The sequence below is a fragment of the Streptomyces sp. NPDC015139 genome (assembly GCF_043079785.1).
Classification (GTDB): Bacteria; Actinomycetota; Actinomycetes; order Streptomycetales; family Streptomycetaceae; genus Streptomyces; species Streptomyces albidocamelliae.
In genome coordinates this window covers 249,485-274,741 of the sequence record NZ_JBIBUW010000008.1, presented here as the reverse complement: position 1 = coordinate 274,741, position 25,257 = coordinate 249,485, and the positions used below count along the sequence as shown (strand labels likewise).

Here is a 25,257-nt window from a genome sequence, read left to right as displayed (position 1 = left end):
ATCATCCGAGAGTGCCGAGCCGGGCCTCCCGCCACAGGTCCACGCCGCCCTCGGTGGCGTACTTGTCGATCTCGGCGAGTTCCTCGGTGCTGAAGTCGAGGTTCTCCAGCGCGGCCACGTTCTGTTCCAGCTGCTCGGTGCGCGAGGCGCCGATGACCAGGGAGGTCACCCGCTCGTCGCGAAGTGCCCAGGCCAGCGCCAGCTGGGCGAGGGTCTGCCCGCGCCGGGCCGCGATGTCGTTCAGGGCGCGCAGCCGCCGCCGCATGTCGTCCGTGAGCCAGGCCGGGTCGAAGGACTTCCCCTGAGCGGCCCGCGAGTCCTCGGGCAGGCCGTCGAGGTAGCGGCCGGTCAGCAGGCCCTGGGCCAGCGCGGTGAAGCCGATCACCCCGAAGCCCTCCTCCTGCGCCGCGTCCAGCAGACCGTCGGTCTCGACCCAGCGGTTGAGCATGCTGTACGACGGCTGGTGGATCAGCAGGGGAGTGCCGAGGTCCCGCAGGATCGCCGCCGCCTGCCGGGTGCGCTCGGCGTCGTAGGACGAGATGCCGACGTAGAGGGCCTTGCCCTGGCGGACGGCGGTGTCGAGCGCGCCCATGGTCTCCTCCAGCGGCGTGCTCGCGTCCAGCCGGTGGGAGTAGAAGATGTCCACGTAGTCCACGCCCATCCGGCGCAGCGACTGGTCCAGCGAGGCCAGCACGTACTTGCGGGAACCGCCGCCCTGTCCGTAGGGGCCGGGCCACATGTCCCAGCCGGCCTTGGTGGAGACCACCAGTTCGTCCCGGTGGGGCGCCAGGTCCTGCTTCATGAGCCGCCCGAAGTTGACCTCGGCCGAGCCGTACGGGGGGCCGTAGTTGTTGGCCAGGTCGTGGTGGGTGATCCCGAGGTCGAAGGCGCGCAGGGCGATCTCGCGCTGCGCCTCGAACGGGCGGTCGTCGCCGAAGTTGTGCCAGTAGCCCAGCGACAGGACCGGCAGGTCCAGTCCCGAGCGGCCGGTGCGCCGGTAGCGCATGGTGCCGTCGTAGCGAGCGGGGTCCGCGACGTACGTCATCGGGTCTTCTCCGGGTGGTGCCGTAGGGGATTCCTCCGTGTGCGGAGGATCCGTCCACCCTGCTCCCTGCCGCCCGGGCAAGTCCAACCGCCGTCCTGGATGGGATTGAGTGCTTCCGTTTCTTAATCGGCCGCCGGGGCAGGCGGTGATCAATGGCGCGAGAGACGCGGGAGGCGCTCGTGAACGGTGCGACGGCCGACGGTGAACGGCGGACGGGCGACACGCCGCGGGCGTCGGGTGCGGTCGCGCGGTTGCCGCGTCAGGTGCGGGAGGAACTGACCCGCAGGCTCCGCCGCAACAAGGGGGCCTTCCGCAAGGACGACGTGCAGGTCGTCGAGCCCCCGCTGCTCCGGCGTGCCGTGGGCGCCTCCGCGCTCGGCAACTGCATGGAGTGGTTCGACTTCGGCGTCTACAGCTACCTGGCCGCCACGATCGGCAAGGTGTTCTTCCCGGGCGCCTCGCCCGCCGCCCAGGTCATCTCCTCCTTCGCGACCTTCGCCGCCGCCTTCGTCGTACGGCCCCTCGGCGGGCTGGTCTTCGGGCCGCTGGGCGACCGGATCGGCCGGCAGAAGGTGCTCGCCACCACCATGATCATGATGGCGGTGGGCACCTTCGCCATCGGCGTCATCCCCGGCTACTCCACGATCGGCATCGCCGCGCCCGTGCTGCTCCTGCTGGCCCGGATGGTCCAGGGGTTCTCGACGGGCGGCGAATACGGCGGCGCGACCACGTTCGTCGCCGAGTACTCGCCGGACCGCAGGCGGGGCTTCCTGTCCAGCTGGCTCGACTTCGGCACCTTCGTCGGCTACGCCCTCGGCTCGGCCCTGGTCACCGTGCTGAACCTGACGCTGACGGACGGCCAGATGCTCTCCTGGGGCTGGCGCGTCCCCTTCCTGATCGCCGGGCCGCTCGGTGTGATCGGTCTCTACATGCGGCTCAAGCTGGAGGAGTCCCCGGCCTTCCAGCAGCAGCTGGACGAGCACGAGAAGTCCCTCGCGCAGGAGTCGGCCGGCAGCGAGTTCAAGGACATCATCAGGAACCACTGGCGGCCGCTGCTGATCTGCATGGGCCTGGTCCTGCTCTACAACGTCACCAACTACATGGTCACGGGCTACCTGCCGACGTACCAGACCGAGACCCTGCACCGCTCCAGCGGCTCCGCGGACCTCCTGGTGCTCGTCGGCATGGTGTGGATCGTCGTCCTGATCACCTTCCTCGGCCGGCTCAGCGACCGCGTCGGCCGGCGGCCGCTGTACGCCGTCGCCGCCGCGGCGATGATCGTGCTGGCCGTGCCGGCCTTCCTGCTGATCAAGGCGCAGGGCACCTGGCCGCCGATCCTCGGGGTGCTCATCCTGTCCACCCTGCTGGCCTGTTTCGCGGCACCCAGCGCGGCCACCCTGCCCGCCCTCTTCCCGACCGCGGTCCGGTACGCGGCCATGGGCATCGGCTTCAACATCGCCGTCGCCGCGTTCGGCGGCACCACCCCCCTGGTCACCGCCGCGCTGGTCGGCGCCACGGGCGACGACCTGATGCCGGCCTACTACCTGATGCTGGCGGGCGTCATCGGCCTGCTGACCGTCAAGTTCCTCCCCGAGAGCGCCCAGGTCCCGCTGAAGGGCTCGCAGCCGATGGTCGGCTCGCGTGAGGAGCGGCGCGAACTGATCACCACTTCCAAGGAGTTGTACGCCTTCGCGCAGGAGCGGGAGAAGGCGCGACACGGCTGAGCCGCGGGGCGGGCCCCTGGGGGAGCTGTTCGATCCTACGAACTTCACGCGTGCCGGGTTACCGGCCCGCACTGGATTTGATAGGAAACTTTCCTACCAGTGCGGTTCGGACCAACTCCCCACCCCCCACTCCCACTTGGAGTCCCTGTGGTGCACGCAGACCGCGAAACAGCCACCCCCGCCCTCGCCCGCCGGACCTTCGTCGCCGTGCTCGGCGCCGTCGCCTCCGGCGCCCTGCTCGCAGGCCGGAGCGCCGCCGCGGCGCCGCCGGCCGCCCCGGGCCTCGACGACCCGGCGAAGAAGGAGACCGCCATGAAGCTCGTGTCGAGCGCGGAGAACTCCTCGCTCGACTGGAAGGCCCAGTACAAGTACATCGAGGACATCGGCGACGGCCGCGGCTACACGGCCGGCATCATCGGCTTCTGCTCCGGCACCGGTGACATGCTGGACCTGGTGCGGCTCTACACCGACCGCAAGCCGGGCAACGTCCTCGCCAAGTACCTGCCCGCCCTGCGCCGCGTCAACGGCAGCGACTCGCACTCCGGCCTGGACCCCGCCTACCCGGGGGACTGGCGCAAGGCGGCCCAGGACGGCGCCTTCCAGCAGGCCCAGAACGACGAACGCGACCGCGTCTACTTCGACCCCGCCGTCGCCCAGGGCAAGGCCGACTCGCTGCGCGCGCTGGGTCAGTTCATCTACTACGACGCCATCGTCATGCACGGTGACGGCGACGACCCGACCAGCTTCCGCAACATACGCAGGCGCGCCCTGCGCAGCGCCGTGCCCCCGGCCCAGGGCGGCAACGAGACGACGTACCTGAACGCCTTCCTCGACGCCCGGGTGTGGGCGATGAAGCAGGAGGAGGCGCACAGCGACACCAGCCGCGTCGACACCGAGCAGCGGGTCTTCCTGCGCAAGGGCAACCTCGACCTGAACACCCCGCTCGACTGGAAGGTGTACGGCGACAGCTACCACATCGGCTGATTCCCCGCCGGAGGGGCGCACTCGCACGGTGCGCCCCTGACGGGGAAAGATGGGTGGTGAGCGAACGAGCCCACCGATGCGGAGGAACGAAACTCATGCCGCACGAGCGAGCCGGCCGGCCGGCCGGTCCCGAGGACCTTGTCGACGTGGCCCGGCTGGTCACCGCGTACTACGCCCTGCACCCGGACCCGGCCGACCCGGCCCAGCGAGTGGCGTTCGGTACCTCGGGGCACCGGGGTTCGTCCCTGGCGACCGCGTTCAACGAGGACCACATCGCCGCCACCAGCCAGGCCATCTGCGAGTACCGCGCGGACCAGGGCACCGACGGCCCCCTCTTCCTGGGCGCCGACAGCCATGCCCTGTCGGAGCCCGCGAAGGTCACCGCGCTGGAGGTGTTCGCCGCCAACGGCGTCACCGTCCTCGTCGACAGCGAGGACGGCTACACGCCCACCCCGGCCGTCTCGCACGCGATCCTCACGTACAACCGGGGCCGCACCTCGGGCCTGGCGGACGGGGTGGTCGTCACCCCCTCGCACAACCCGCCGGCCGACGGCGGTTTCAAGTACAACCCCCCGAGCGGCGGCCCGGCGGCCTCCGACGCCACCTCCTGGATCCAGGACCGCGCCAACCAGATCATCGCGGACGGCCTGAAGGACGTACACCGTCTGCCGTACACCCGCGCGCTCGCCGCCGACACGACCGGCCGGTACGACTTCCTCGGCGCGTACGTCGGCGACCTGCCGAGCGTGCTCGACCTGGACGCGATCCGCGCGGCCGGCGTCCGCATCGGCGCCGACCCGCTCGGCGGCGCCTCCGTCGCCTACTGGGGGCGGATCGCCGAACAGCACCGCATCGACCTCACGGTGGTCAATCCGCACACCGACCCCACCTGGCGGTTCATGACGCTGGACTGGGACGGCCAGATCCGCATGGACTGCTCGTCGCCGTACGCGATGGCCTCCCTCATCGAGCAGCGCGACCGCTTCCGCATCGCCACCGGCAACGACGCCGACGCCGACCGGCACGGCATCGTCACCCCGGACGCGGGCCTGATGAACCCCAACCACTACCTCGCCGTCGCCATCTCCTACCTCTACCGGAACCGCGAGCGGTGGCCCGCCGAGGCGGGCATCGGCAAGACCCTCGTCTCCTCCACGATGATCGACCGGGTCGCCGCCGACCTCGGCCGGCAACTGGTGGAAGTGCCGGTCGGGTTCAAGTGGTTCGTGGACGGTCTCGTCAGCGGCGCCCTGGGCTTCGGCGGCGAGGAGTCGGCCGGCGCGTCCTTCCTCCGCCGGGACGGCTCGGTGTGGACCACCGACAAGGACGGCATCATCCTGGCCCTGCTCGCCTCCGAGATCACGGCGGTGACCGACCGCACCCCGTCCGAGCACTACGCCGACCTGACCACCCGTTTCGGCGAGCCCGCCTACGCCCGCATCGACGCTCCCGCGACCCGTGAACAGAAGGCCCTGCTGGGCAAGTTGTCACCGGCCCAGGTCACCGCGGACACGCTGGCCGGCGAGGCCGTCACCTCCGTCCTCACCGAGGCGCCCGGCAACGGGGCCGCCATCGGCGGCATCAAGGTCGGCACCGAGAACGCCTGGTTCGCGGCCCGCCCCTCGGGCACCGAGGACGTCTACAAGGTGTACGCCGAGTCTTTCCTCGGCCCCGAGCACCTCGCCCGGGTGCAGGAGGAGGCCCAGGCGGTGGTGCTGGGGGCGCTCGGCGGCTGAGCGAACCGTACGGCGGCCTCCGTCCCGAGGGCACGGAGGCCGCCCGGCCGTCAGCCGCGCCCGCGGCCCCCGTCCAGCCGGTCCAGCACCGCCGTCGCCATCGCCGCCTCGCCCTTGGCGTTGGGGTGGGCCGGAGCGGCGGGGGAGGCGGGCTGCAGCGGTTCGATCCAGCGGTCGGCGGGCGCCTTGCACATGTCGTGGCCGGCCGTGGGGCGATAGGTGTCGACGTACTCGGCGCGGTTCACGCCGGCCACCACGCGCAGCATCAGGTTCAGCCGCTTCTCGGTGTCCCGCAGATAGGGGAAGTCCTTCTGCGCGAAGGGCACCTGCGGGAAGCAGCCGCTGCCGTCGTCGGGGAGCAGGTCCGGGTAGCCGACGACGACCACCCGTGCGTGCGGCGCCCGCGCGTGCACGGCCCGCAGCACCCGGTCCACCTTCGGCGCGGTCCGCAGGATCGCGAGGGCCAACTGGTCGTAGCCCGCCGCCTTGTAGGAGCGCTCGCACGGGTTGCCCGCCGGGTCCTGGACGCCGAGGCGCGCGCAGGTGCCGATGATGGAGCCGAAGCCGACGTCGTTGCCGCCGATCTGGAGTGTGACCAGGTCCGTGTCCCGTCGCAGCGCGTCGAGTTGGGGCCCGTTGGTGCCCTGTGCCTGCCACATCTCCGCCGTCGTGGCCCCGCCGCAGCTGACGTCCGTGAAGCTGGTCACCCGCCGCTGTGCCGCCACGAGGGAGGGGTAGTTGTGGTCGGAGCGCGCGCAGTCGGCGTCCACCTGCTGCGGAATGCCGGGCCCCGAGGTGTAGGAGTCGCCGAGGGCGACGTAGCCGGTCTGCCGGCCGTGGCCGACGGGGTGCGCGGCGGCCGGCACCGCGGCGGTCGCGACCAGGGCGCAGCCGCCCAGGGCCGCTCCCAGTACGGTGGCCCGCCGCCGGCTTCTCGCCCCGCCCGCCGGACGTGTGTCGTTCGCCATGGATCCTCCCCCTGAGCCCGGTACATCGCACACGGGCGGCACCGCAGTGCGGCCCCCGCGCGTTCGACTGGGTCTGTATACCGTCCGGTAGGTCTTGCCGACCAGAAGCGGGACGCAACGACTTCGAGGGGGTGGCGGCGACCGGGTGGTGGAGCGGTCGGCCGCCGGGCGGGTGGCGGCGTCCCGTGCGGCGCGGGGCGGCACACCGGCGGTCCGGGGAGGTGGACCGCCGGTACGGAGGGGCACACCGGCGGTCCAGGTGCCGGCCGGTGTGCCCCTCCCGGTGCGCTCAGGCCGCGGGTTCCGCCGCGCCGGCCGGCCGGACCAGGGAGTCGTCCTCCGGGCGGGCCCCGGACAGGCGGTGGCGGGCCGCGATGACGGCCATGTCCACGTCCTTGGTGCCGGTGGCGACGCACAGCGAGTAGGAGATGTCGGCGAGCCGCTGCCGTGCCTGCGGTGTGCTCTCCTCGGCCCCGAGCAGTGACAGGGCCTCGTACTGGGCGATGAGGTCCTCGAGTACCGCGGGGTGTGCCATCAGCATGGGAGCCGCCTCCTGGTGTCTTGCCGTCTTGCCATGCCTCGCCGTGGTGCGAAGTCGCAGCGCGAATACCCGCCGCCGCGTCCCGCATGCATCCCGGATCCCACGGTCCTCTCCGGCCTCGGCAGGACGCCTTCCGGCTGCCGGTGCGCGGCTCCTGGGCGTACGTGCACGCGCCGGGGCGGCGCGGTGCCGGCCCGGCGGGGCCGCGGAGGGCGGCGGTACACCTGTCCGCCCGAGCCGCAGGTCACCCGGTCGGGTGCTCTCGGGCCGACGCCCACCGGGAGAAACGATGCGGCCCTGCTCCGTCCCCGATCATGCCCCTGTGACTCTGCAACGTCGAAGGGCCGTGCGCCGCCGGGTCGTTCCCGCCGCGCTCGGCACCCTCAGTGTCCTTTCGCTGGTGTCCGCCCTGCCCGCCGCCGCACGACCGGCGCGCCCGGACGTCCGGCCCGCCGCGCTCGCGCCCCGGCCGGTCACGGTCGCGGAGGCGCGCACCGACGCCTACCTCCGGTCCGTGCACGACCGGCCCGCGGCCCTGCGCGACTTCTTCCGGCAGCTGCCCAAGGGCGGGGACCTGCACAACCACCTGTCCGGCGCGGTGTCCACGGAGTATCTGATCGAACTGGCCGCCGAGGACGGGCTGTGCGTCGACACCGCCACCCTGACCGCCGTCGCCCCACCCTGCGGCACGGGCACCCGCCCCGCCGCCGACGCGCGTACGGACCGCGCCTTCCACGACGCCCTCGTCCGCGCCTGGTCCATGGAGGACTTCCCGCCCGGCCGGAGCGGCCACGACCACTTCTTCGACACCTTCGGCAAGTTCGGCGAGGTCACCTGGCGGCACCGGGGCAAGCTCCTCGCGAACGTCGCCGACACCGTCGTACGCGACAACCAGTTCTACCTCGAGACGATGGTCACCCCCGCCTCCGACGGAGCGAGGAACCTCGCCGCCGAGGTCGGCTGGGACGACGACCTCGCCGCCCTGCACCGCAAGCTGCTCGCGGGCGGCAGGCTGGACGGGCTCGTCGCCGACGCGCGCAAGGAGGCCGACGACGGCGACGCCGAGTTCCGCGCCGCCGAGCACTGCGGAACCCCGCAGGCCCGGCCGGCCTGCGGTCTCGTCGTCCGCTGGATCTCCCAGGCGTCGCGCGGCAGTTCGCCGGAACGCGTCTTCACGCAGCTCGCCCTGGGCATGCGGCTGGCCGAGGCCGATCCGCGCTTCGTCGCGGTCAACCTGGTCCAGCCCGAGGACTGGGACAGCTCCCTGCGGGACTACAGTCTGCAGATGCGCATGGTCGGCTACCTGCGCACCCAGTACCCGAAAGCCCATGTCAGCCTGCACGCGGGCGAGTTGTGGCCGGGTCTGGTCAAACCCGAAGATCTCCGGTTCCACATCCGGGAGGCCGTGCGGGTCGCCCGCACCGACCGCGTCGGACACGGCGTGGACCTCGTCCACGAGGACGACTGGCAGCAGACCGCGCGCACCATGGCGGCCCGCCGGATCGCCGTCGAGGTGCCCTTCTCCAGCAACGCCCAGATCCTCGGCGTCAAGGGCGCCGACCACCCCTTCACCACCTACCGCCGCTACGGCGTCCCGGTCGTCCTCGCCACCGACGACCCCGGTGTGTCCCGTATCGACATCGCCCACGAGTACCAGTACGCCGCCGGTACCTACGGGCTCGGCTATCCCGAGCTGAAGGACCTGGCCCGAGCCTCGCTGGCGTACGGCTTCCTGCCCGGCGCCGACCTGTGGCGGGGCAACCCCACCGCCGACGGCTACCGGCCGGTGGCGGCCTGCCGCGGGGAACGTCCGGGCCTGCCCGTGCGCGGGGCGGCCTGCCGGCACCTCCTCGTGGACAGCCCCAGGGCCCGGCTCGAATGGCGTCAGGAGGCCGCCTTCGCCGCCTTCGAGCAGGCGCACACCCGCAAGGCGCACTGAGCTCGCGGCCGGTGGGCCGGGGCGGGCCGACAGCGGCCCGCCCCGGCCCACCGTCATGTTCGAGGAGGCGGGAGCAGGCCGTCGAGGGGCTATCGGTAGACCGCGGGCCTGTGGCCAAGAACCAACCAACAGCACAACCGGTAGCCCCCGTTCCGTCGACGCGGTCCTGCTTCGCCCGCACCGGTACCGCCGCGCTCGCGGGCCGTCGCGGAGCCGTGCCCGCACCGTGCTCCGGGAGGCCCGGTGCGGGGCCGACGCGGCATCCGGTGCCGCCGTCCGGCTGCGGGCGACACGCCCGCGCGAGCCCGAAGACGCCGAGGTGGAACGCACGTTCGGAGGGTGACGGGGCCGTCCCGGCGGGGCGCTCCCACGGCCCGGCGCGGGCGCTTCCCTCCCGCCCCCCTTCGCCACCCGAACCGCCACTGCCCTGCCGAGCCGCCCGTCGGCACGACGTGCCCGGGACGGGCGCGCCCCGCGTCCGGCGGAAGGCTTGATTCCGTAATTCGGTGGCTGAAAATCGCCCTTCTCGCGGCAGCCGATCCCGGCAGTCGATCACCGAAGTCCCGCCCGACGGACCGACGTTGCCCTCTCGGTCCCCGTTCGGCGGCCGGACCAGCGGTTCGTCGTCCGCCGTCCCTCACGGCCGTCGCGCCGGCCGCGGGAAATCAGGCTCTACGGGTTGCTTCGGGACGCCTCCGGACAGCTGCACTTTTCCGTCAGCTTTCGTCCGACGCCCACAAAAGCTACACAGAGCCATCACCATGTGACGCGACGGATGCGTCGACGACCGGCTTCTGAGGGGGAACGCCGGCGTCGCGCAAGGGGTGCGTCCGCTCCACGGGAGCGCGCTCACCCCTGCCCGGGGAGGGGACTTCACCGCATGCAGCGGACCTTACGCACCACCGTGCCGACGGTGGGCGTGCTCGACGCCGCGCTCGGCCGCCAGGCCGGTCCGGCGCAGGCCGACACCGGCGCGCCGCGAGCCGGCCGCGGAGTTGCGGAAGTGAGCGACGGCGGCCCGGCCACCGAGACCACGGCAGGCGGACCCGGCGCCACCGGCACGCCGTACGCGACGGCCCGCCCCACCCGGTCCGGCCTCGCCCACTCCGACCGCCCCACCCCCGACGTCGTCCGCCGCACGGACACCGCCGACGGCCGGACCGGGGCGACGCGCCGCACCGCCGTCCCACCCGGCGGCAACCCGGCCGCGACCGTCCCCGGCCGCGCCCACCCGGGCGAACGGCCCGGCCGGACCGCCTTCCACGGCAGCGGGCCCACCCGCCTCCTGCCGCCCGCCGCCACGGCCACACCCGAGGCCGCCACCGTCCCGGCACCCGCACCGAAGGCCCGAAGGGCGTGACCGCACCGGTCCCGTACGCGCCCGACAACTGATCAGCGCACCGATCCCAGGGCCCGCCCGGTCGCTCCCGACACGGGACGCACTGGCCCGGATCCCGGCCGCCCGATCGCTGCCGGCGCCCACACGACCACCCCACACCTCGGCCGTGGAGCACAACAGCCATGCATGTTCATCCCGGCGCGCGCCGCCATGGCGCCGCGCACGTCACCCTGCTCACCGAAGGCACCTATCCGCACAGTCACGGCGGCGTCAGCGTCTGGTGCGACCAACTCGTCCAGGGCATGCCCGACCTCGACTTCGACGTCATCGCCGTCACCGGCACCGGGCGCGAACCCGTCGTGTGGGACCTGCCCGCCCATGTCCACGACGTGCTCACCGTCCCCATGTGGGGAGCGCCACCGGACGGCCGCCCGCCCCGCGGACGCTCCCGCAACCGGCTCGCCGCCGCCTACGAACGCTTCCTGACCGCCCTTCTCGATCCGCACACCGAGGACGAGTTCGCGCCCGCGCTGTACGCCCTGGCCCGGGCCGCGGCCGACGGCACGCTCAGCCCGTTCCTGCGCGGCGATCGGGCCGTCGCCATCCTCGCCGCCGTGTGGAACCGCCCGGGACTGGCGGTCCGCGAGGCCCGGCCCACCCTGCACGACGCGGTCACCACCACCGCCCTGCTCGAACACGCACTGCGCCCACTGGCCGCGCCGCCGCCCCGTCACGGGGTGGCCCACGCGGTCAGCGGGGGTGTCGCGGTCCTGCCCGGCCTCGCCGGACTGGACCGGTACGAGGTACCGCTGCTGCTCACCGAGCACGGCGTCTACCTGCGCGAGCGCTACCTCGGCTACCGCACCGCCCCCTACCGCTGGCCGGTCAAGGCGGCCCTGCTCGGCTTCTTCCGGCTGCTGGCCGAGGAGAGCTACCGCCGGGCCGCCCTGATCACCCCCGGCAACCGCTACAACCGGCTCTGGGAGGAACAGGGCGGCGCCGACCCGCAGGCGATCCGCACCGTCTACAACGGCGTGGACCCCGCGGCGTTCCCTGCGGCCGGCCCCGAACCCGACGTGCCCACGCTCAGCTGGGCCGGCCGGGTCGACCCGATCAAGGACCTGGAGACCCTCGTACGCGCCTTCGGCCTGGTCCGCGCCGAGATCCCCGAGGCCCGGCTGCGGCTGTTCGGCGGCACCCCGCGCGGCGGGGAGGCGTACCGCGAGCGCTGCGAGGCGCTGGCGGCCGAACTGGGCCACGCGGACGCCGTCACCTTCGAGGGGCGGGTCGACGACATCAAGGACGCCTACGCGGCCGGGAACGTCGTGATGCTCTCCAGCATCAGCGAGGGCTTCCCGTTCACCCTGATCGAGGCCATGTCCTGCGGCAGGGCGACGGTCTCCACCGACGTGGGCGGCGTACGGGAGGCCGTCGGCGACACGGGCCTCGTGGTGCCGCCCCGCGACCCCGCGCGCATGGCCGCGGCGGCACTGCAACTGCTGCGCGCCGGCGAACGGCGCAGGGCGATGGGGGAGGCCGCCCGGCTGCGTGTGATCGAGCAGTTCACCCTGCGGCGGACCATCGACACCTTCCGCTCGATCTACCTCGAACTGGCCGCGCACACCGAGCCGTTCACGGCCACCGGCCAGGAGCGGGACCTCCGGATCGCGGCGGGGAGCCTGGCCGGATGAGCGGGCCCATGGCCCTCGAACCCGGCGGCCCCGAACAGGACACCCTCGCGCTGCGGCTCGCCGAGCCGCCCGCGCTCCGCGACGACCGCACCCTGACCCTGCGCCTGCCCGGCCAGGGCCCCGACGAGGAGGAGGTGAGCCGGCTGGCCGCCGAACTCGCCGACCGCGTCGGCCCCGCCGTCCACCCCTACGAGGTCGCGGCCCTGCTGGAGGCCGAAGGCCTGACCGCCGACCGGATACGGGAGCACTACGGCCACCCCGGCCTCTTCTCCCTCGCCACCGCCCTCCACGAGCGGGTGCCCCGCACCTTCCCGGAACCGGCGCGAGCGGCCGACCCCTGGCGCCCGGACCACGTCCGCTGCCTGCTGCGCGGCGTCCTGTTCGCCCTCCCCGGACTGGCCTATCTGCTGACCGCACCCCTGTGGCACCCCGGACGGCACGCCACCGCGCTCGTCGCCGCGGGCCTCGTCTCCTGGGCGTGGGGGCAGGGCCTCGGCCACCGCGCCCACCTGCGGATGACGACCGGCCCCAGGGAGGCCGCCCGCACCCTGCTGACCGGCGCGCCCCTCGGCGCGGGACTCGCCACGGCCACCGCCGTCCCCGTAGCGGGCGGCGCTCCGGTGGTCCTCGCCGCGGCGGCGCAGTCGCTGTACCTCGCGGCGGCCGGCGTCCTGCTCGTGCTGGCCCGGGAGCGGCTGCTGCTCGCCGCGCTCACCCCGCTCGTCGCGGGCGCCGTCGTACTGCCCTGGTGGGAACCCGGCACCCTGCCGCGCGCCGGGCTGACCCTGCTGGCGCTGGGCGCCACGCTCGCCGTCACCGGCCACGCGCTGCGCGGTCCCCTCACCACTCCGGCCGCGGAGGGCGGGCGGCCACCGCTGCTGCGGTCCCTGCCGTACGGGCTGTTCGGGCTGGCCGCGGGTCTGCTCGTGCTGCTGGAGGGGCACCGGGAGCCGTACGCGGTGATCGCGCTGACCGTCAGCATGGGACCGGCGGAATGGCTGCTGTACCGCTACCGGGGCCTGTCCGTCGCGGCCCTCCGCGCGACCGCCACGCCCGCCGGATTCCTCCTGCGCTCGGCGGCCGTCCTCGCCCTGTGCCTGCTGGCGTACCTCGTCCCGCTGCTGCCCGCCGCCCACCTCACCGGCGCCACCCCGGCCGGCCTGCTCCCGCTCGCCGCCACCCTGTGGACCGCGCTCCTGCTCCAGGCGTTCGGAACCGCCTGGCCACCGGCCGCGATCTGTCTGGCCGCCGCGGGCGCCGCCGGCGCGATCACGCTGCTTCATCTGCCCCCGGGTCCGGCCGCCGCACTGCCGCTGTGCTGCGGCGCCGCCGCCCTCTGTCTCGTGGCGTGCGCGCTGCGGCTGCTCGGCCGCCCCGCCCGCCACGCCTGAAGCCCCGTCGAAACACCGACCGTAAGGACCTGTCAGTTGACCTCCGCACCGCTCGCCGCCGTCACCGGAGCCGACGGCTTCATCGGCTCCCACCTCACCGAGGCCCTGGTGGCCTCCGGACACCGGGTCAGAGCCATGGCCCAGTACAACTCCTTCTCCTCCTACGGCTGGCTGGAGTCCCTGGCCCCGGACGTCCTCGACCAGGTGGAGATCGTCCTCGGCGACGTCCGTGATCCCGGCTCGGTCCGCGGGCTCCTCGAAGGCGCCGACACCGCGTACCACCTGGCCGCCCTGATCGCGATCCCGTACTCCTACCAGGCCCCGCACAGCTATGTGGAGACCAACGTCACCGGCACCCTCAACGTGCTGGAAGCCGTGCGCGCCCTCGGCACCCCCCGGCTCGTGCACACCTCGACCAGCGAGACCTACGGCACCGCGCTGACCGTGCCGATCACCGAGGACCACCCCGTCAACACCCAGTCCCCGTACGCCGCTTCGAAGGCCGGCGGGGACCGGCTGACCGACAGCTACCACGCCAGTTTCGGCACCCCCGTGGTCACCCTGCGCCCGTTCAACACCTACGGCCCCCGCCAGTCCATGCGGGCGGTCATCCCGACCGTCATCGGCCAGGTCGCGGCGGGGGAGCGCACCCTCACCCTGGGCGATCTGAGGCCCACCCGCGACTTCACCTTCGTCAAGGACACCGCGCGGGCCTTCCTGGCCGTCGGCACCGCGCCCGGCGAACAGGTCGTCGGCCGCACCTTCAACGCCGGTACGGGCGGTGAGATCTCGGTCGGCGACCTGGTCGCGCTGATCGGCAAGGTGATGGACACCGCCCTCGACGTCCGCGAGGACCCCGAGCGCATCCGGCCCGCCGCCTCCGAGGTGATGCGGCTGGTCGCCGACGCCGGCCGGCTGTCCGCGGCCACCGGCTGGCAGCCCGCGCACACCCTGGAGCAGGGCCTCGCGCACACCGTGGAGTTCTTCCGCGACCCGGCCAACCTGGCCCGCTACAAGACCGGCATCTACAACATCTGACCCGTCCGGCACGTCCCCCGTGTCCTTGCGTCAACGAAGGAGGAGCCCCATGCACGCTGTGATCCTGGCGGGAGGCAAGGGCGTCCGGCTGCGCCCCTACACCACCGCGCTGCCCAAGCCACTCGTTCCCATCGGCGACCAGCACGCCATCCTGGAGATCGTGCTGCGCCAGCTCTCGGCGGCGGGATTCGACCGCTGCACCATCGCGATAGGCCACCTCGGCGAGATCATCCGCGCCTACGTCGGCGACGGCTCGCAGTGGGGCATGAGCATCGACTACGCCACCGAGGAGAGCCCGCTCGGCACGATGGGCCCGCTCCTCAACCTCCGGGACCGGCTGCCCGAGGAGTTCCTGGTCATGAACGGCGACGTCCTCACCGACCTCGACTACGCCGACGTCCTGCGCCGGCACGGACGGTCCGGCGCACCGCTGACCATCGCCACGTACGCGCGCAAGGTGCACATCGACTTCGGCGTCCTCACCACCGACGCGAGCCGGGTCGTCGCCTTCACCGAGAAGCCGAGCATGGACTACCGCGTCTCCATGGGCGTCTACGGTCTCAGCCGCACCACCCTCGACGACTACACCCCGGGACTGCCGCTGGGCTTCGACGAACTGGTCCTCGACCTGCTCCGCGCCCAGAACCCGCCGCACGCCTACGAGTTCGACGGCTACTGGCTCGACATCGGCCGCCCGGACGACTACGACCGGGCCAACGCCGAGTTCACCAGCCGCAAGTCCCTGCTGCTCAAGGGAGCCTGAGTCCCGCATGCGCATTCTTGTCCTGGGCGGCACCGGATATCTGGGCCGCCACGTGGCCGACCGGCTGCGCGCCCTCCCGGGCGCGCGGATCCTCACCGCCGGCCGCTCCGACGTCGCCGGGTTCCGTGCCGACCTCGCCACCGACCGGCCGGAGCAGCTCGTGCGGACCCTGGCGGCGGCCGCGCCCGACGCCGTGGTCAACTGTGCGGGTGCCACCGGCGGCGACGCGGTGAACCTGGCCGAGGTCAACGCCCGCGGCCCGGCCGCGCTCTGCGCCGCGCTCCGCGAGGCGGCCCCCACGGCCCGGCTGGTGCATCTCGGCTCGGCCGCCGAGTACGGCCCCGGCACCCCGGACGAGCCGGTCACCGAGTCCGCACCCGCCCGGCCGGTCACCCCGTACGGCGCGACGAAGCTGGCGGGCACGCTCGCGGTGACCTCCGCCGCCCTGGACGGCGTGGTGCTGCGGGTCGGCAACCCGGTCGGCGCCGGCGCGCCGCGGGCGAGCCTGCCCGGCCGGATGGCCCTGCTGCTCCGCTCGGCCGGCGCGGACCCCGGCGCGGTGCTGCGGCTGGGAGACCTCTCCGCGTACCGCGACTTCGTCGACGTGCGCGACCTCGCCGGGGCGGTCGCCCGCGCGGTCACCACCCCGGGGCACCTGCCGTCGGTGCTCAACATCGGCGGGGGAGTGGCCGTCCCCGTACGGGAGTTGGTGCACGGACTCGCGCATCGGGCCGGCTTCCTGGGGCGGTTGGAGGAGAGCACGGGCGGCTCGGCCCGTTCCGCGCGGGTGTCGTGGCAGTGCTCCGACATCACCGCCGCCGAACGGGCGCTCGGCTGGCGGCCCGTCCACGGTCTCGACGACTCCCTCGACGCGCTGTGGGCGGCCACGGTGGAGAACGGGCGGGTGGCGTGAGCCTGCTGATACCGCTGTACGTGCATCCGGCCGAGGATCCCGGCGCCTGGCACCGGCTGATCACCGCGGCCACCCGGACCTACGCGGTCGTCCTCAACCCGGCGAGCGGCCCGGGCACCACCCCGGACCCCGCGTTCGCGGCGGCCGCCCGCTCCCTGCGCGCGGCGGGCGCCCGCCTGCTGGGCTACGTCGACACCGACTACGGCGTACGGGACCGGGCGGCGATCACCGAGGACGCGCGCCGCCACCAGGCCTGGTACGCGGCGGACGGCTGCTTCCTCGACCGGGTCACCGCGACCACGGCCGGGCTGCCCGCCTGCCGGCACCTGGTCCGGGACCTGCGCCGGCTCGGGGTGGGCACGGTGGTCCTCAACCCGGGCGTCCACCCCGCGCCCGGATACACCCGGCTCGCGGACCTGACCGTCACCTTCGAGGGGCACTGGAGCACGTACGTCTCGGCGTTCACCCGGCCGGAGTGGACCGCGCGCCATCCGGCGGACCGGTTCTGCCACCTGGTGTACGGCGTGCCGGAGGTCCTCGTCCCGCTCGCCGTGCGCACCGCGCGCGAGCGGGGCGCGGCGGTGTGCGGTCCGGTGACGGGCGAACCGCCCAATCCCTGGGCGGGGTTGAGTCCCGCGCTGACGGGTGGGGAGGGTGTGGAAGGCTGAGCCTCACCGCAGGAGCGCAACGGGAGGAACCGCCGCATGGCCCTGATCCACCGCACCACCGTCAAGCCCACGAAGGTCGAGCTGCTCACCGACTGGCTGCCCACCCGCCCCTGGTACCGCGGCGGTACGGCCGCGCCCGTGCTGGAGAGGTCCGGCGGCTTCCGGCTGGACGATCCCGAGGGCGAGGTGGGCATCGAGTTCCTGGTGGTCACCGACACGTCGGGCCCCGAGCGGACCGCCTACCTGGTGCCGCTCACCTACCGGGGTGCCCCGCTGGAGGGCGCCGAGCACGCCCTCGTCGGCACGATGGAGCACGGCGTGCTGGGCAAGCGCTGGACCTACGACGGCTGCCACGACCCGGTGCTGGTCACGGAGTTGCTGTCGCTTCTCGCGGGCGGGGCGCAGGCGATGGCCCAGAGCATCACCGACACCCCCGACCACGAGGTGACCCGCTCCTGCACGGGCGCGCCGCTCGCCCCGGCGGGCTTCGCGCCCGAGCCGGTGGACGACGAGGAGGGCACCCGCCTTCCCGCGCCGGGCGGTTCGACCCTGCACGTCCACCGTGTCCTCCTCCCCGTCGCCGAGAACCCGCCCGCGCCGCCGCAGGGAGCCCTCGGCCATGTCGCCTCCGGCTGGAGCGGCCCGGCGGACACCCGCCTGCGCGCGGTCTTCATGACCCTGCGCACGCGCTGACGGAAAACCCCCGACGCGCCCCGCCGCCCGCCGTCACCGAAACGGCGGGCGGCGCCCCCCCGGTGGCGACAGCCGCGCCGCGGCCCATGGGCGTGTTCCTCCGTGCCGGACGGTGTCGATCCGCGGGTGCGCCTTCCGCTTCCCGTCCCCGCCGAACCGTCGGAGACATCTGGCATGGACCGGTCAAATCTGTCACTCTTTCGGCAGCCGCCGCCCTGACCCCAGGAGGGCGCGGCAGCTCCTCCGCACTGCGATCGCGCAAGCACCGTCCACGGCCGCCCCGGCGCACCCCAGCCGGCCGGGTGGCCTTCGAGCAGGCCGGGATCCCGGCCGCCGCAAAGGAGTAGCGTGTGAGATCGACCCCCCACAAGGCCCTCGGCATCGGTGCCCTCACCGTCGCCGCGGTGGCCGCCCTCGTGCTTCCCGGCACTCCCGCCGTCGCCCGGCCGGACACGGCCCCCGCCGCCTGCACCCCGGCGCAGGTGGTCACCAACGGCGGTTTCGAGAGCGGTACTTCACCGTGGACCGCGTCCTCCTCCACCGTCGTCACCAGCCGTTCCGGGCAGACCGCCCACGGCGGCAGCTCCTACGCCTGGCTGGACGGAGTCGGCAGCACCCACACCGACACCCTCACCCAGAGCGTCACCGTCCCGGCGGGGTGCAGCACCGCCACCCTCACCTTCTGGCTGCACATCGACACGGCCGAGCGGACCACGTCCGTCGCCTACGACAAGCTGACGGCCAAGATCGGCAGCACGACGCTGGCCACCTACTCGAACCTCGACAAGAACACCGGCTACGTACAGAAGTCGATCGACGTGTCGTCGTACGCCGGGCAGACCGTCAGCCTGTCCTTCACCGGCACCGAGGACTCCAGCCTCCAGACGAGTTTCGTCCTGGACGACGTCGCCCTCGACACCTCCGGCGGCACCACGCCTCCGCCCGGCGACTCCACCCGCACCCCGGCGGCCCCCTCGTACACCGTGAACCTGAGCAGCGACACGAGCGGCACCGTCTGGACCGGGCACGAGAGCGTGACCTTCACCAACGCCTCCGCCACCGCGCTCGGCGAGCTCTACCTGCGGCTGTGGGACAACTACCACGGCACCTGCGGCTCGATGCCGATCAAGGTCAGCAACGTCACCGGCGGCACCGCCGGCGACCTCTCCGTGTCCTGCACCGCCCTGAAGATCACCCTGCCGGCCCCGCTCGCCCAGGGCCAGAGCGCCACGATCGGCTTCGACCTCGGCATCACCGTGCCGAGCGGCGCCGACCGCTTCGGCCACGACGGCGCCTTCAGCTTCATCGGCAACGCGCTGCCCGTCCTCGCGGTCCGCGACGGCGCCGGCTGGCACCTGGACCCCTACACCAACAACGGTGAGTCCTTCTACTCCCTGGCCGCCGACTTCAAGGTGACCCTCGACCACCCGAGCACCCTGCTCGTCCCGGCCACCGGTACCTCCACCGACACCCCGGGCACGAGCGGCCGTACGGTCACCACGGCCACCGCGAGCAAGGTCCGCGACTTCGCCTGGGGGGCCGGGCCCTTCACCAAGATCTCCGGTACCTCGCCCGGCGGTGTCCCGGTGAACATCTACTCCGTCACCGGCATCAGCTCCTCCAGCGCCCAGTCGATGCTCAGCACCGCCAAGAGCGCCGTCGACGCCCACGCGGCCCGCTTCGGCGCCTACCCGTACGGCGAGCTGGACGCCGTCATCGACAACAACTACTGGTTCGGCGGGATGGAGTACCCCGGGTTCGTCCTGGACCTCGTCAGCACCACCGCCCTCACCCACGAGATCGGCCACCAGTGGTGGTACGGCATCGTCGGTGACGACGAGTACAACAGCCCCTGGCTGGACGAGGCGTTCACCGACTACGCCACCGACCTCGCTCTCGGCAAGACCGGCACCAACTGCTGGAGCAGCGTCTCCTGGGCCTCGAGCGCCGAGAAGATCACCAACCCGATGGCCTACTGGGACGCCCACTCCTCGCGCTACTCCACCGTCGTCTACGGCTACGGCAAGTGCGCCCTGCACGACCTGCGGCGCGTCCTCGGCGACACCGCCATGGCCAAGCTGCTGAAGGACTACGCGACCGCCCACTGGTACGGCGTGTCCACCACCGCCGAGTTCAAGGCGGCCGCCCAGGCCGCCACGAGCACGGACCTCACCTCCTTCTGGAGCACACACCGCATCGACGGCTGACCCTTCGGCGGCCGCCTCGGCGACGGCCGGCCGGAGACGGGCACCCGTGCCCTCCTCCGGCCGGCCGGAGCCACCCGGATGGACCAAACACGCACCAGGATGGCTTCGTTGGGCGGAACCCGGAGTGCGGTGCCGACCGACCCCGGGTCAGATGGACACGTGCGATCACCCATACGCCTCCGCCGCAGCCGCTCACGCCTGGCCCTCACGGCAGCCCTGACCGGCCTCCTCCTCACCCTGCCCGCTCCGTCCGCCCTGGCCGGCACCGGCCCCGACGCCCCGGAGATACCCGTGCGGGGCAGCGCCTACATGGGCGTGGGCGTCCTCGCCCACGACGGGGCCGGCGACGATTCCGACGCCCCCCTCGGCACCGACACCCCGCTCACCGCCACGCGCGCCACCCAGACCGAGGGTGTCGACGTCTCCAGTCACCAGCGCGACGTCGACTGGCCGACGCTGTGGGACAGCAGCACCAAGTGGGCCTACACGAAGGCGTCGGAGGGGACCTACTACACCAACCCCTACTTCAAGCAGCAGTACGACGGCGCCTACGACGTCGGCATGGTCCGCGGCGCCTACCACTTCGCGACCCCGGACACGACCGGCGGCGCCACCCAGGCGGACTACTTCGTCGACCACGGCGGCGGCTGGACCAAGGACGGCAGGACCCTGCCCGGCGTCCTGGACATCGAGTGGAACCCCTACGGCGACGCCTGCTACGGCAAGTCCAAGAGCGGGATGGTCACCTGGATCCGCGACTTCCTGAACCGCTACAAGGACCGCACCGGCAGGGACGCGGTCATCTACACGGCCACCAGCTGGTGGACCGACTGCACCGGCGACTACGACGGCTTCGGCAAGACCAATCCGCTGTGGGTCGCCCGCTACGCCTCCGCACCGGGGACGCTGCCCTCCGGCTGGTCGTCGTACACGATGTGGCAGTACACCTCCACCGGGAAGACGGTCGGCGACCACGACCGGTTCAACGGCGCCCTGGAGGAACTCCGCGACTTCGCCGGCGACTGACCCGTAGCGCGTCCGCGGCCCCTGATCCGCCCCCTCGGTCGACCCTCAGTCGACGTCCACGTCCTCGAACAGCGCGTGCATCGCGCCGAGTACGCGCAGACACGCTTCCACGTCCCCCATGGTCAGGTCGCCGCCCACCTTCCGCAGCAGCTCGTGCTCGCGGCCGCGTACCGCCCCGATCGCCGTCAGGCCCGGGTCGGTGAGCCGGATCAGCGACGACCGGCGGTGCGCGGGGTTCGGGATGCTCTCCACCAGACCCTGAGCGGCCGCGTCGTTCACCATGCGCTGCACGAACTGCCGGCTGAGTGCCTGCGCCCGGCCCATCTGCGGGACCGTCATCGGCCCGCCGGTGCGCAGCAGATCGAGCACGGCGCGCACACCGACCGACAGACCCTCGATCGGCGCGGCCTGCTCCACCTTGCGGTGCACCCGCCGGTAGAGCGGCCCGACCAGGTCGAAGACCTCGGTGAGGCGGTCGGCCAGCTCGTCCCGGGACGGTTCGGCGTGGGTACTGCGGTCGTCCTTCATGGGAACAGGATGACACCTTGGTTGCCAACGTGCGCAAAAAATGACACCTTGGTTGTCATGAGTCTCGATCTGGCCTCCACGCCCGTCCGTTCGCTCCGGACCGCCGACGGCTGCCTCGCCTACCGCGAGGCCGGTACCGGAACCCCCCTCGTCCTCCTGCACGGCGGCTTCACCGATCACCGCATGTGGGAGGAGCAGCTACGGGCCTTCGCGCCGAGCCACCGCGTCATCGCCTGGGACGCCCGCGGCCACGGCGCCTCCGACAACGCGACCTCGCCCTTCCGGCAGGTCGACGACCTCGCCGCGCTGCTCCGGGGTCTCGACGCCGCGCCGGCCGTGCTCGTCGGACTCTGCATGGGCGGCGGCATCGCCGTCGACTGCGCGCTGGAGTACCCCGAGCTGGTCCGCGCGGTCGTGGTCAGCGGGGTCGGCACCAGTGAGCCCGTCTTCAAGGACCCGTGGGTGCTGGAGGTGGCGGGCGCCCAGCAGGCCGCCCTGGCCGCCGGCGACCTGGCAGGTTGGGCCGACGCGTACGTGAGGTGGGCCGCCGGCCCGCACCGGGGCGTGGCCGACGTCGACCCCGAAGTGGTGCGCCTGCTCCGGGAGACGGGCCTCGGCACCCTGGGCAAGCACGCTCCGGGCGAGCCCGACCATCATGTGCCCGTCACGCGGACCTGGGAGCGCGTGCCCGGCATCGAGGTTCCCCTCATCGCCGTCAACGGCGCCCTGGACTCCGCCGACCACCTCGCCATGGCCGCCCGGCTGACCGAACTCGTCCCGGGCGCCCGCAGCGTGACGGTCCCGGACGCGGCGCACTACCCGAACATGGAGAACCCGGAGCGTTTCAACGCCGAACTGGCCGCGTTCCTCGAGAAGTTGCCGTAGCCGGACGGTGGCGACGAGAGCGGGATGGGCGCACCAGGTCTCCGTGTATCCCCGCAAAACCGTTGTCCGCCGGGCCCTTTCTCCGTGAGGTCCGGGGGGCGGTACCGTCGGCACCATGGCTGACCTGCGGCTGACCACCTCGTCCTACCTGGTCCTCGGCGTCATCGACAAACTCGGGGAGGCCAGCGCCTACGACGTGAAGGTGGAGGCCGGCCGTACCGTCGCGCCCTTCTGGTCCGTGCCGCACGCGCAGGTCTACGCGCAGTGCGACCGGCTCCTCGCGGCCGGGCTGCTGGCCCAGGTCCGGCAGGAGAGCGGGCGCAACCGCCGGGTGCTGACTCTGACCGAGCAGGGCAGAAGGGCCCTGCGCGACTGGCTCGACGACCCCGAGTTCGTCCCGGTCGAGGCCCGTGAACGCGGCATCCTCAAACTGTGGTTCGGCGCCGACCCCGAGGCCCTCGTCCCCGGCCAACTCGGCGAGCACCGGCGGACGTTGGGGGAGTACGAGGAACTGGCCGAGAGTGTCGGCACGTTGCTGACCCCCGGACAGCGGGAGGCGCTCGAGTTCGGCATCCGCTACGAGCGGATGATGACCGAGTTCTGGGAGTGGGTCGGCCGACGGGACGAACGCGCGCCGGACCGTTGACCTCGCCGCCGGTCGGCTCTACCGTCGGTAACCCCGATAGTCCAGAAAAGACTATCGGGGTTCGGTGAGAACGGCGGGCCGAGCCGCCGACGAACAGGGGGTCGCCGTGCGCCCGTGGACGACGAGCACCTGGCGGCGAGCCGCAGCGGTGTCCGTGACGGTCGTGTGCCTCTGGTACGCGCCCATCGCGATGACCGAACTGTGGTCGTACGCACGCCCCGGTGCGCCCGCGCCCGGCGAGTGGCTGCTCGGGCAGCTGGTCTCGCCCCGGTACGTCGCCGACGCGCTGGCGACCCGGGTCGCCCCGTACCGGCACAGCCTGATCCCGATGATCGTGCACTCGGTGCTCGGCGGACTGCTCATGCTGCTCGGCCCCGCGCAGCTGCTGACCGCCGCACGCCGCCGGGTACGCCTGCACCGCGCACTCGGCGTCCTGTTCGCGGTGACCGTCTACGCGTCCATGGCGGGCGCCGGCCTCTACCTGGCCCGCACCGCGCCCGAGGACGCCTTCAGCGGCACCGCCTTCTGGATCGTCCTCGCCACGATCCTCGTAGGCACGGTCCTGAGCGTCACCTTCGGCATCCTCGCGGCCGTGGGCGGCTTCCCCGACCTGCACCAGCGCTGGCTGCTCCTGTGCTACGGCTACCTGCTCACCGCGCCGTTGCTGCGCATCGAGTGGGGCGCGCTCCCCGCGGTGCTGCCCGGTCTGCCGATGACGGAGATCAACCGGGTGGCGATCATGCACCTGGGGTCGCTCGTCGTGTTCGGCGCGCTGCTCGCCTCCCGCGCCCGGGACCGTCGGGACACCGTCGAGGGCCTCGGCCGCTCCTGGGCCCCGCTGCCCGTGACCGTCGGGGCCCATCTGGCCGGGGCGGCCGCCCTGGTGTGGATCGTGCGCGCCCTCTCCCTGTACGGCGCGGCCGGCCTACGGCTGCTGGCGGGCTACCTGATCCCCTACGCCGTGGCGTACGCGGTCATGGCGCTCGGCGCACGGCGCGCGGGCCGGGCGGGCCGTCCCTGGGCGCGCGAGGAGTGGCGCATCCAGCTCGTCGGGCTGTGTCTGGCGCCCGTGCTGTCCGCCGGTGCGGTCGCCGTCCTCGAACACAGCCTGCGGCTCGGCCGGTTCACCGCGCTCACCTCCGGCGTCGCCGTCGGCTGCGGCATGACGGCCTTCGCGGCCACCCTCGTCGTGAGCCTGCGCCTGATGCACGCGCGCGAGGTCACCCGGCGCGCCCTGCCCGCCCCGCCGGCCACGCCCCGGGCGACGGCCCCGGTGGCATGACCGGTGCCGGGCGCGCGCCGGCAGCAGTGCCGGGTCCGTTCGGATTCCGGTCGGTGAGCCCGCCCGGATCCGCTTGCCGCACCTCTGGCCACCGGTCGGCGAACCTGCCCGGTCCGCTCGCCGCACCTTCGGCCCCCGATCAATGAGCCCGCCCCGACCCGCCCGGCGCACCCCCGACCCGTCCGCCGCACCCCCGGCCCGCCGGTCGCATCCTCGGTCCCCGATCACTGACCTCGCCCGGATGCTCCCGCCGCCTCCCCGGCCCCCGATCGACGAACCCGTCCGACCCGTCCGCCCACTCTCGGAAACGGAACCCGCCATGGCCCACCCGACCGAGCCCGCCGTACCGAGTCCGGGCTCCGAGGACCCGCCCGCGGTCGCCCTCCCCGCGCTCCCGCCCGGCCGGCCCCTGTCGGCCGGGGTGGCGCTGCTGGCCGTCGCCGTCGCGGTCGTCAACCTCCTCGTCGGCGGAGTCCTCACCGTCGTCGCCCTGACCGGGCACGTCCTCGGCGCCTGGCCGTCACCGGAACCGCTCACCCCGGGACTGGTCGGCGCGGGCATGCTGGGCACCGCGCCCGCGCTGTTCGCCGTCGCCCGCGCCACCACCTGGCAGGAGGCCCGCACGCTCGTCCTGCCCCTGGCCGTGGTGCTGACCGGCCTGTTCGCGGTCAGCCTGCTCAACACACCCCGGCTGTACATCGGCCACGGCGGCCCGATCGTCTCCGTGCTGTTCAGCCTCGGCTGGCTGCTCACCCTCGGTCTGCTGTGCGTGGCGGCGGCCGTCTCCCTGGCCGGGCAGGCCCTCACCCGCTCCGGGCCCGCCGTACCGCGGACCACCCCGCTGCCCGGCTGGGCGAAGCCGCCGCTCGCGGTGCTCGGTTCCTCCTGGCTCGGCATAGGTACCGGACTGCTCGTGCGGCCCGGTTTCTGGGCCGACTTCGTCCCCTGGCACACCAACCGGGTGGACGCGCAGGCCCTCGGTGTCTGGGCCCTCGCCCTGGGCGTGGGCGTCCTCGGCTCCCTCGCCGAGGACGACCTCGACCGCACCCGCGCGGCCCTGCTGTCCCTGCCCTGCACGGCCCTGGCCATGGCCGTCGTACTGGCCGCCCGGACCCCTCACGTCAACTGGTCCTCCGGGCCGGGGCTGGGCCTGGCCGCCATGGTGGCCGGACTGCTGGCGGCCGGGGCGAGCGGCCACTTCCTGGTGCGGGGCGCCACCGGCGGCCGGGCCCTGGGGAACGCCGGTTAGG

The 25,257-nt window shown here is 73.3% G+C and carries 22 protein-coding genes; 18 read left to right on the top strand and 4 right to left on the bottom strand.

What is annotated here, in order from left to right; translation table 11 throughout:
• Position 1 precedes the first annotated feature (1 nt).
• Entirely contained in the window at positions 2-1,045 is a 1,044-nt protein-coding gene (gene mgrA / locus ACF08B_RS23385; protein WP_392319149.1) for an L-glyceraldehyde 3-phosphate reductase, read from the bottom strand.
• Between the two features lie 179 nt (positions 1,046-1,224).
• On the opposite strand from mgrA, the gene ACF08B_RS23380 reads away from it, so the two are divergent.
• The 3 genes from ACF08B_RS23380 to pgm all read left to right on the top strand — a co-directional run bounded on the left by ACF08B_RS23380 (position 1,225) and on the right by pgm (position 5,489).
• A complete protein-coding gene (locus tag ACF08B_RS23380) occupies positions 1,225-2,769 on the top strand; it encodes an MFS transporter (RefSeq protein ID WP_392319148.1) in 1,545 nt (514 codons plus the stop codon).
• Between the two features lie 147 nt (positions 2,770-2,916).
• Positions 2,917-3,753 carry a chitosanase gene (locus ACF08B_RS23375; RefSeq protein WP_392319147.1) on the top strand — a complete coding sequence of 279 codons (837 nt, stop codon included), beginning with the start codon at positions 2,917-2,919 and terminating at the stop codon, positions 3,751-3,753.
• 95 nt (positions 3,754-3,848) lie between these two features.
• The gene (gene pgm / locus ACF08B_RS23370) at positions 3,849-5,489 is read left to right on the top strand and encodes a phosphoglucomutase (alpha-D-glucose-1,6-bisphosphate-dependent) (protein WP_392319146.1); all 1,641 of its coding nucleotides are present in this window, start codon (positions 3,849-3,851) and stop codon (positions 5,487-5,489) included.
• A gap of 50 nt (positions 5,490-5,539) precedes the next feature.
• On the opposite strand, the gene ACF08B_RS23365 is transcribed toward pgm, so the two are convergent.
• Together ACF08B_RS23365 and ACF08B_RS23360 are read right to left on the bottom strand one after the other, a co-directional pair.
• On the bottom strand, positions 5,540-6,457 hold the full coding sequence (locus ACF08B_RS23365) for an SGNH/GDSL hydrolase family protein (RefSeq protein WP_392319145.1): 918 nt from the start codon (positions 6,455-6,457) through the stop codon (positions 5,540-5,542).
• A gap of 289 nt (positions 6,458-6,746) precedes the next feature.
• Entirely contained in the window at positions 6,747-6,998 is a 252-nt protein-coding gene (locus ACF08B_RS23360) for a DUF5133 domain-containing protein (protein WP_392319144.1), read from the bottom strand.
• Between the two features lie 289 nt (positions 6,999-7,287).
• Here ACF08B_RS23360 and ACF08B_RS23355 point away from each other — a divergent pair, with 289 nt between their 5' ends.
• From ACF08B_RS23355 to ACF08B_RS23305, 11 genes are all read left to right on the top strand, one after another.
• On the top strand, positions 7,288-8,937 hold the full coding sequence (locus ACF08B_RS23355) for an adenosine deaminase (protein ID WP_392319143.1): 1,650 nt from the start codon (positions 7,288-7,290) through the stop codon (positions 8,935-8,937).
• Positions 8,938-9,817: 880 nt separating this feature from the next.
• Positions 9,818-10,297: a hypothetical protein gene (locus ACF08B_RS23350; RefSeq protein ID WP_392319142.1), complete on the top strand. Its 480-nt coding sequence runs from the start codon at positions 9,818-9,820 to the stop codon at positions 10,295-10,297.
• Positions 10,298-10,458: 161 nt separating this feature from the next.
• Positions 10,459-11,967 carry a GT4 family glycosyltransferase PelF gene (gene pelF / locus ACF08B_RS23345; RefSeq protein WP_392319141.1) on the top strand — a complete coding sequence of 503 codons (1,509 nt, stop codon included), beginning with the start codon at positions 10,459-10,461 and terminating at the stop codon, positions 11,965-11,967.
• Positions 11,964-13,358 (top strand): hypothetical protein, encoded by a 1,395-nt coding sequence (locus ACF08B_RS23340; RefSeq protein ID WP_392319140.1) that lies wholly within the window; start codon positions 11,964-11,966, stop codon positions 13,356-13,358. The genes pelF and ACF08B_RS23340 overlap by 4 nt, the downstream gene beginning before the upstream one ends.
• 36 nt (positions 13,359-13,394) lie before the next feature.
• Positions 13,395-14,396, top strand: coding sequence for an SDR family NAD(P)-dependent oxidoreductase (locus ACF08B_RS23335; RefSeq protein ID WP_392319139.1), 1,002 nt, complete (start codon positions 13,395-13,397; stop codon positions 14,394-14,396).
• 49 nt (positions 14,397-14,445) lie between these two features.
• Positions 14,446-15,159, top strand: coding sequence for a nucleotidyltransferase family protein (locus ACF08B_RS23330; protein WP_093479904.1), 714 nt, complete (start codon positions 14,446-14,448; stop codon positions 15,157-15,159).
• 7 nt (positions 15,160-15,166) lie between these two features.
• A complete protein-coding gene (locus ACF08B_RS23325; protein ID WP_392319138.1) occupies positions 15,167-16,072 on the top strand; it encodes an NAD-dependent epimerase/dehydratase family protein in 906 nt (301 codons plus the stop codon).
• On the top strand, positions 16,069-16,740 hold the full coding sequence (locus ACF08B_RS23320) for a spherulation-specific family 4 protein (RefSeq protein ID WP_392319137.1): 672 nt from the start codon (positions 16,069-16,071) through the stop codon (positions 16,738-16,740). Before ACF08B_RS23325 ends, ACF08B_RS23320 begins: the two co-directional genes overlap by 4 nt.
• Before the next feature lie 36 nt (positions 16,741-16,776).
• On the top strand, positions 16,777-17,433 hold the full coding sequence (locus ACF08B_RS23315) for a 1,4-alpha-glucan branching protein (RefSeq protein WP_392319136.1): 657 nt from the start codon (positions 16,777-16,779) through the stop codon (positions 17,431-17,433).
• Between the two features lie 350 nt (positions 17,434-17,783).
• A complete protein-coding gene (locus ACF08B_RS23310) occupies positions 17,784-19,640 on the top strand; it encodes a M1 family metallopeptidase (protein ID WP_392319135.1) in 1,857 nt (618 codons plus the stop codon).
• A gap of 159 nt (positions 19,641-19,799) precedes the next feature.
• Entirely contained in the window at positions 19,800-20,666 is an 867-nt protein-coding gene (locus tag ACF08B_RS23305; RefSeq protein ID WP_392319134.1) for a lysozyme, read from the top strand.
• Between the two features lie 45 nt (positions 20,667-20,711).
• Here ACF08B_RS23305 and ACF08B_RS23300 read toward each other — a convergent pair whose 3' ends face one another.
• Positions 20,712-21,194: a MarR family winged helix-turn-helix transcriptional regulator gene (locus tag ACF08B_RS23300; RefSeq protein ID WP_093695274.1), complete on the bottom strand. Its 483-nt coding sequence runs from the start codon at positions 21,192-21,194 to the stop codon at positions 20,712-20,714.
• Between the two features lie 57 nt (positions 21,195-21,251).
• Between ACF08B_RS23300 and ACF08B_RS23295 the strand changes: the two genes are divergently transcribed.
• From ACF08B_RS23295 to ACF08B_RS23280, 4 genes are all read left to right on the top strand, one after another.
• On the top strand, positions 21,252-22,079 hold the full coding sequence (locus ACF08B_RS23295) for an alpha/beta fold hydrolase (RefSeq protein ID WP_392319133.1): 828 nt from the start codon (positions 21,252-21,254) through the stop codon (positions 22,077-22,079).
• A gap of 115 nt (positions 22,080-22,194) precedes the next feature.
• Positions 22,195-22,725 (top strand): PadR family transcriptional regulator, encoded by a 531-nt coding sequence (locus ACF08B_RS23290; protein ID WP_093479912.1) that lies wholly within the window; start codon positions 22,195-22,197, stop codon positions 22,723-22,725.
• 64 nt (positions 22,726-22,789) lie between these two features.
• Positions 22,790-24,007 carry a DUF2306 domain-containing protein gene (locus ACF08B_RS23285; RefSeq protein ID WP_392319132.1) on the top strand — a complete coding sequence of 406 codons (1,218 nt, stop codon included), beginning with the start codon at positions 22,790-22,792 and terminating at the stop codon, positions 24,005-24,007.
• A gap of 319 nt (positions 24,008-24,326) precedes the next feature.
• On the top strand, positions 24,327-25,256 hold the full coding sequence (locus tag ACF08B_RS23280) for a hypothetical protein (RefSeq protein WP_392319131.1): 930 nt from the start codon (positions 24,327-24,329) through the stop codon (positions 25,254-25,256).
• Position 25,257: the final 1 nt, after the last annotated feature.

Coding starts and splice junctions, on each gene's coding strand:
- ACF08B_RS23350 (WP_392319142.1), top strand. CDS start 9,818: ATGCAGCGGACCTTACGCACCACCGTGCCGACGGTGGGCGTGCTCGAC.
- ACF08B_RS23325 (WP_392319138.1), top strand. CDS start 15,167: ATGCGCATTCTTGTCCTGGGCGGCACCGGATATCTGGGCCGCCACGTG.
- ACF08B_RS23360 (WP_392319144.1), bottom strand. CDS start 6,998: ATGCTGATGGCACACCCCGCGGTACTCGAGGACCTCATCGCCCAGTAC.
- pgm (WP_392319146.1), top strand. CDS start 3,849: ATGCCGCACGAGCGAGCCGGCCGGCCGGCCGGTCCCGAGGACCTTGTC.
- ACF08B_RS23330 (WP_093479904.1), top strand. CDS start 14,446: ATGCACGCTGTGATCCTGGCGGGAGGCAAGGGCGTCCGGCTGCGCCCC.
- ACF08B_RS23315 (WP_392319136.1), top strand. CDS start 16,777: ATGGCCCTGATCCACCGCACCACCGTCAAGCCCACGAAGGTCGAGCTG.
- ACF08B_RS23290 (WP_093479912.1), top strand. CDS start 22,195: ATGGCTGACCTGCGGCTGACCACCTCGTCCTACCTGGTCCTCGGCGTC.
- ACF08B_RS23355 (WP_392319143.1), top strand. CDS start 7,288: ATGCGGCCCTGCTCCGTCCCCGATCATGCCCCTGTGACTCTGCAACGT.
- ACF08B_RS23280 (WP_392319131.1), top strand. CDS start 24,327: ATGGCCCACCCGACCGAGCCCGCCGTACCGAGTCCGGGCTCCGAGGAC.
- ACF08B_RS23340 (WP_392319140.1), top strand. CDS start 11,964: ATGAGCGGGCCCATGGCCCTCGAACCCGGCGGCCCCGAACAGGACACC.
- mgrA (WP_392319149.1), bottom strand. CDS start 1,045: ATGACGTACGTCGCGGACCCCGCTCGCTACGACGGCACCATGCGCTAC.
- ACF08B_RS23295 (WP_392319133.1), top strand. CDS start 21,252: ATGAGTCTCGATCTGGCCTCCACGCCCGTCCGTTCGCTCCGGACCGCC.
- ACF08B_RS23300 (WP_093695274.1), bottom strand. CDS start 21,194: ATGAAGGACGACCGCAGTACCCACGCCGAACCGTCCCGGGACGAGCTG.
- ACF08B_RS23365 (WP_392319145.1), bottom strand. CDS start 6,457: ATGGCGAACGACACACGTCCGGCGGGCGGGGCGAGAAGCCGGCGGCGG.
- pelF (WP_392319141.1), top strand. CDS start 10,459: ATGCATGTTCATCCCGGCGCGCGCCGCCATGGCGCCGCGCACGTCACC.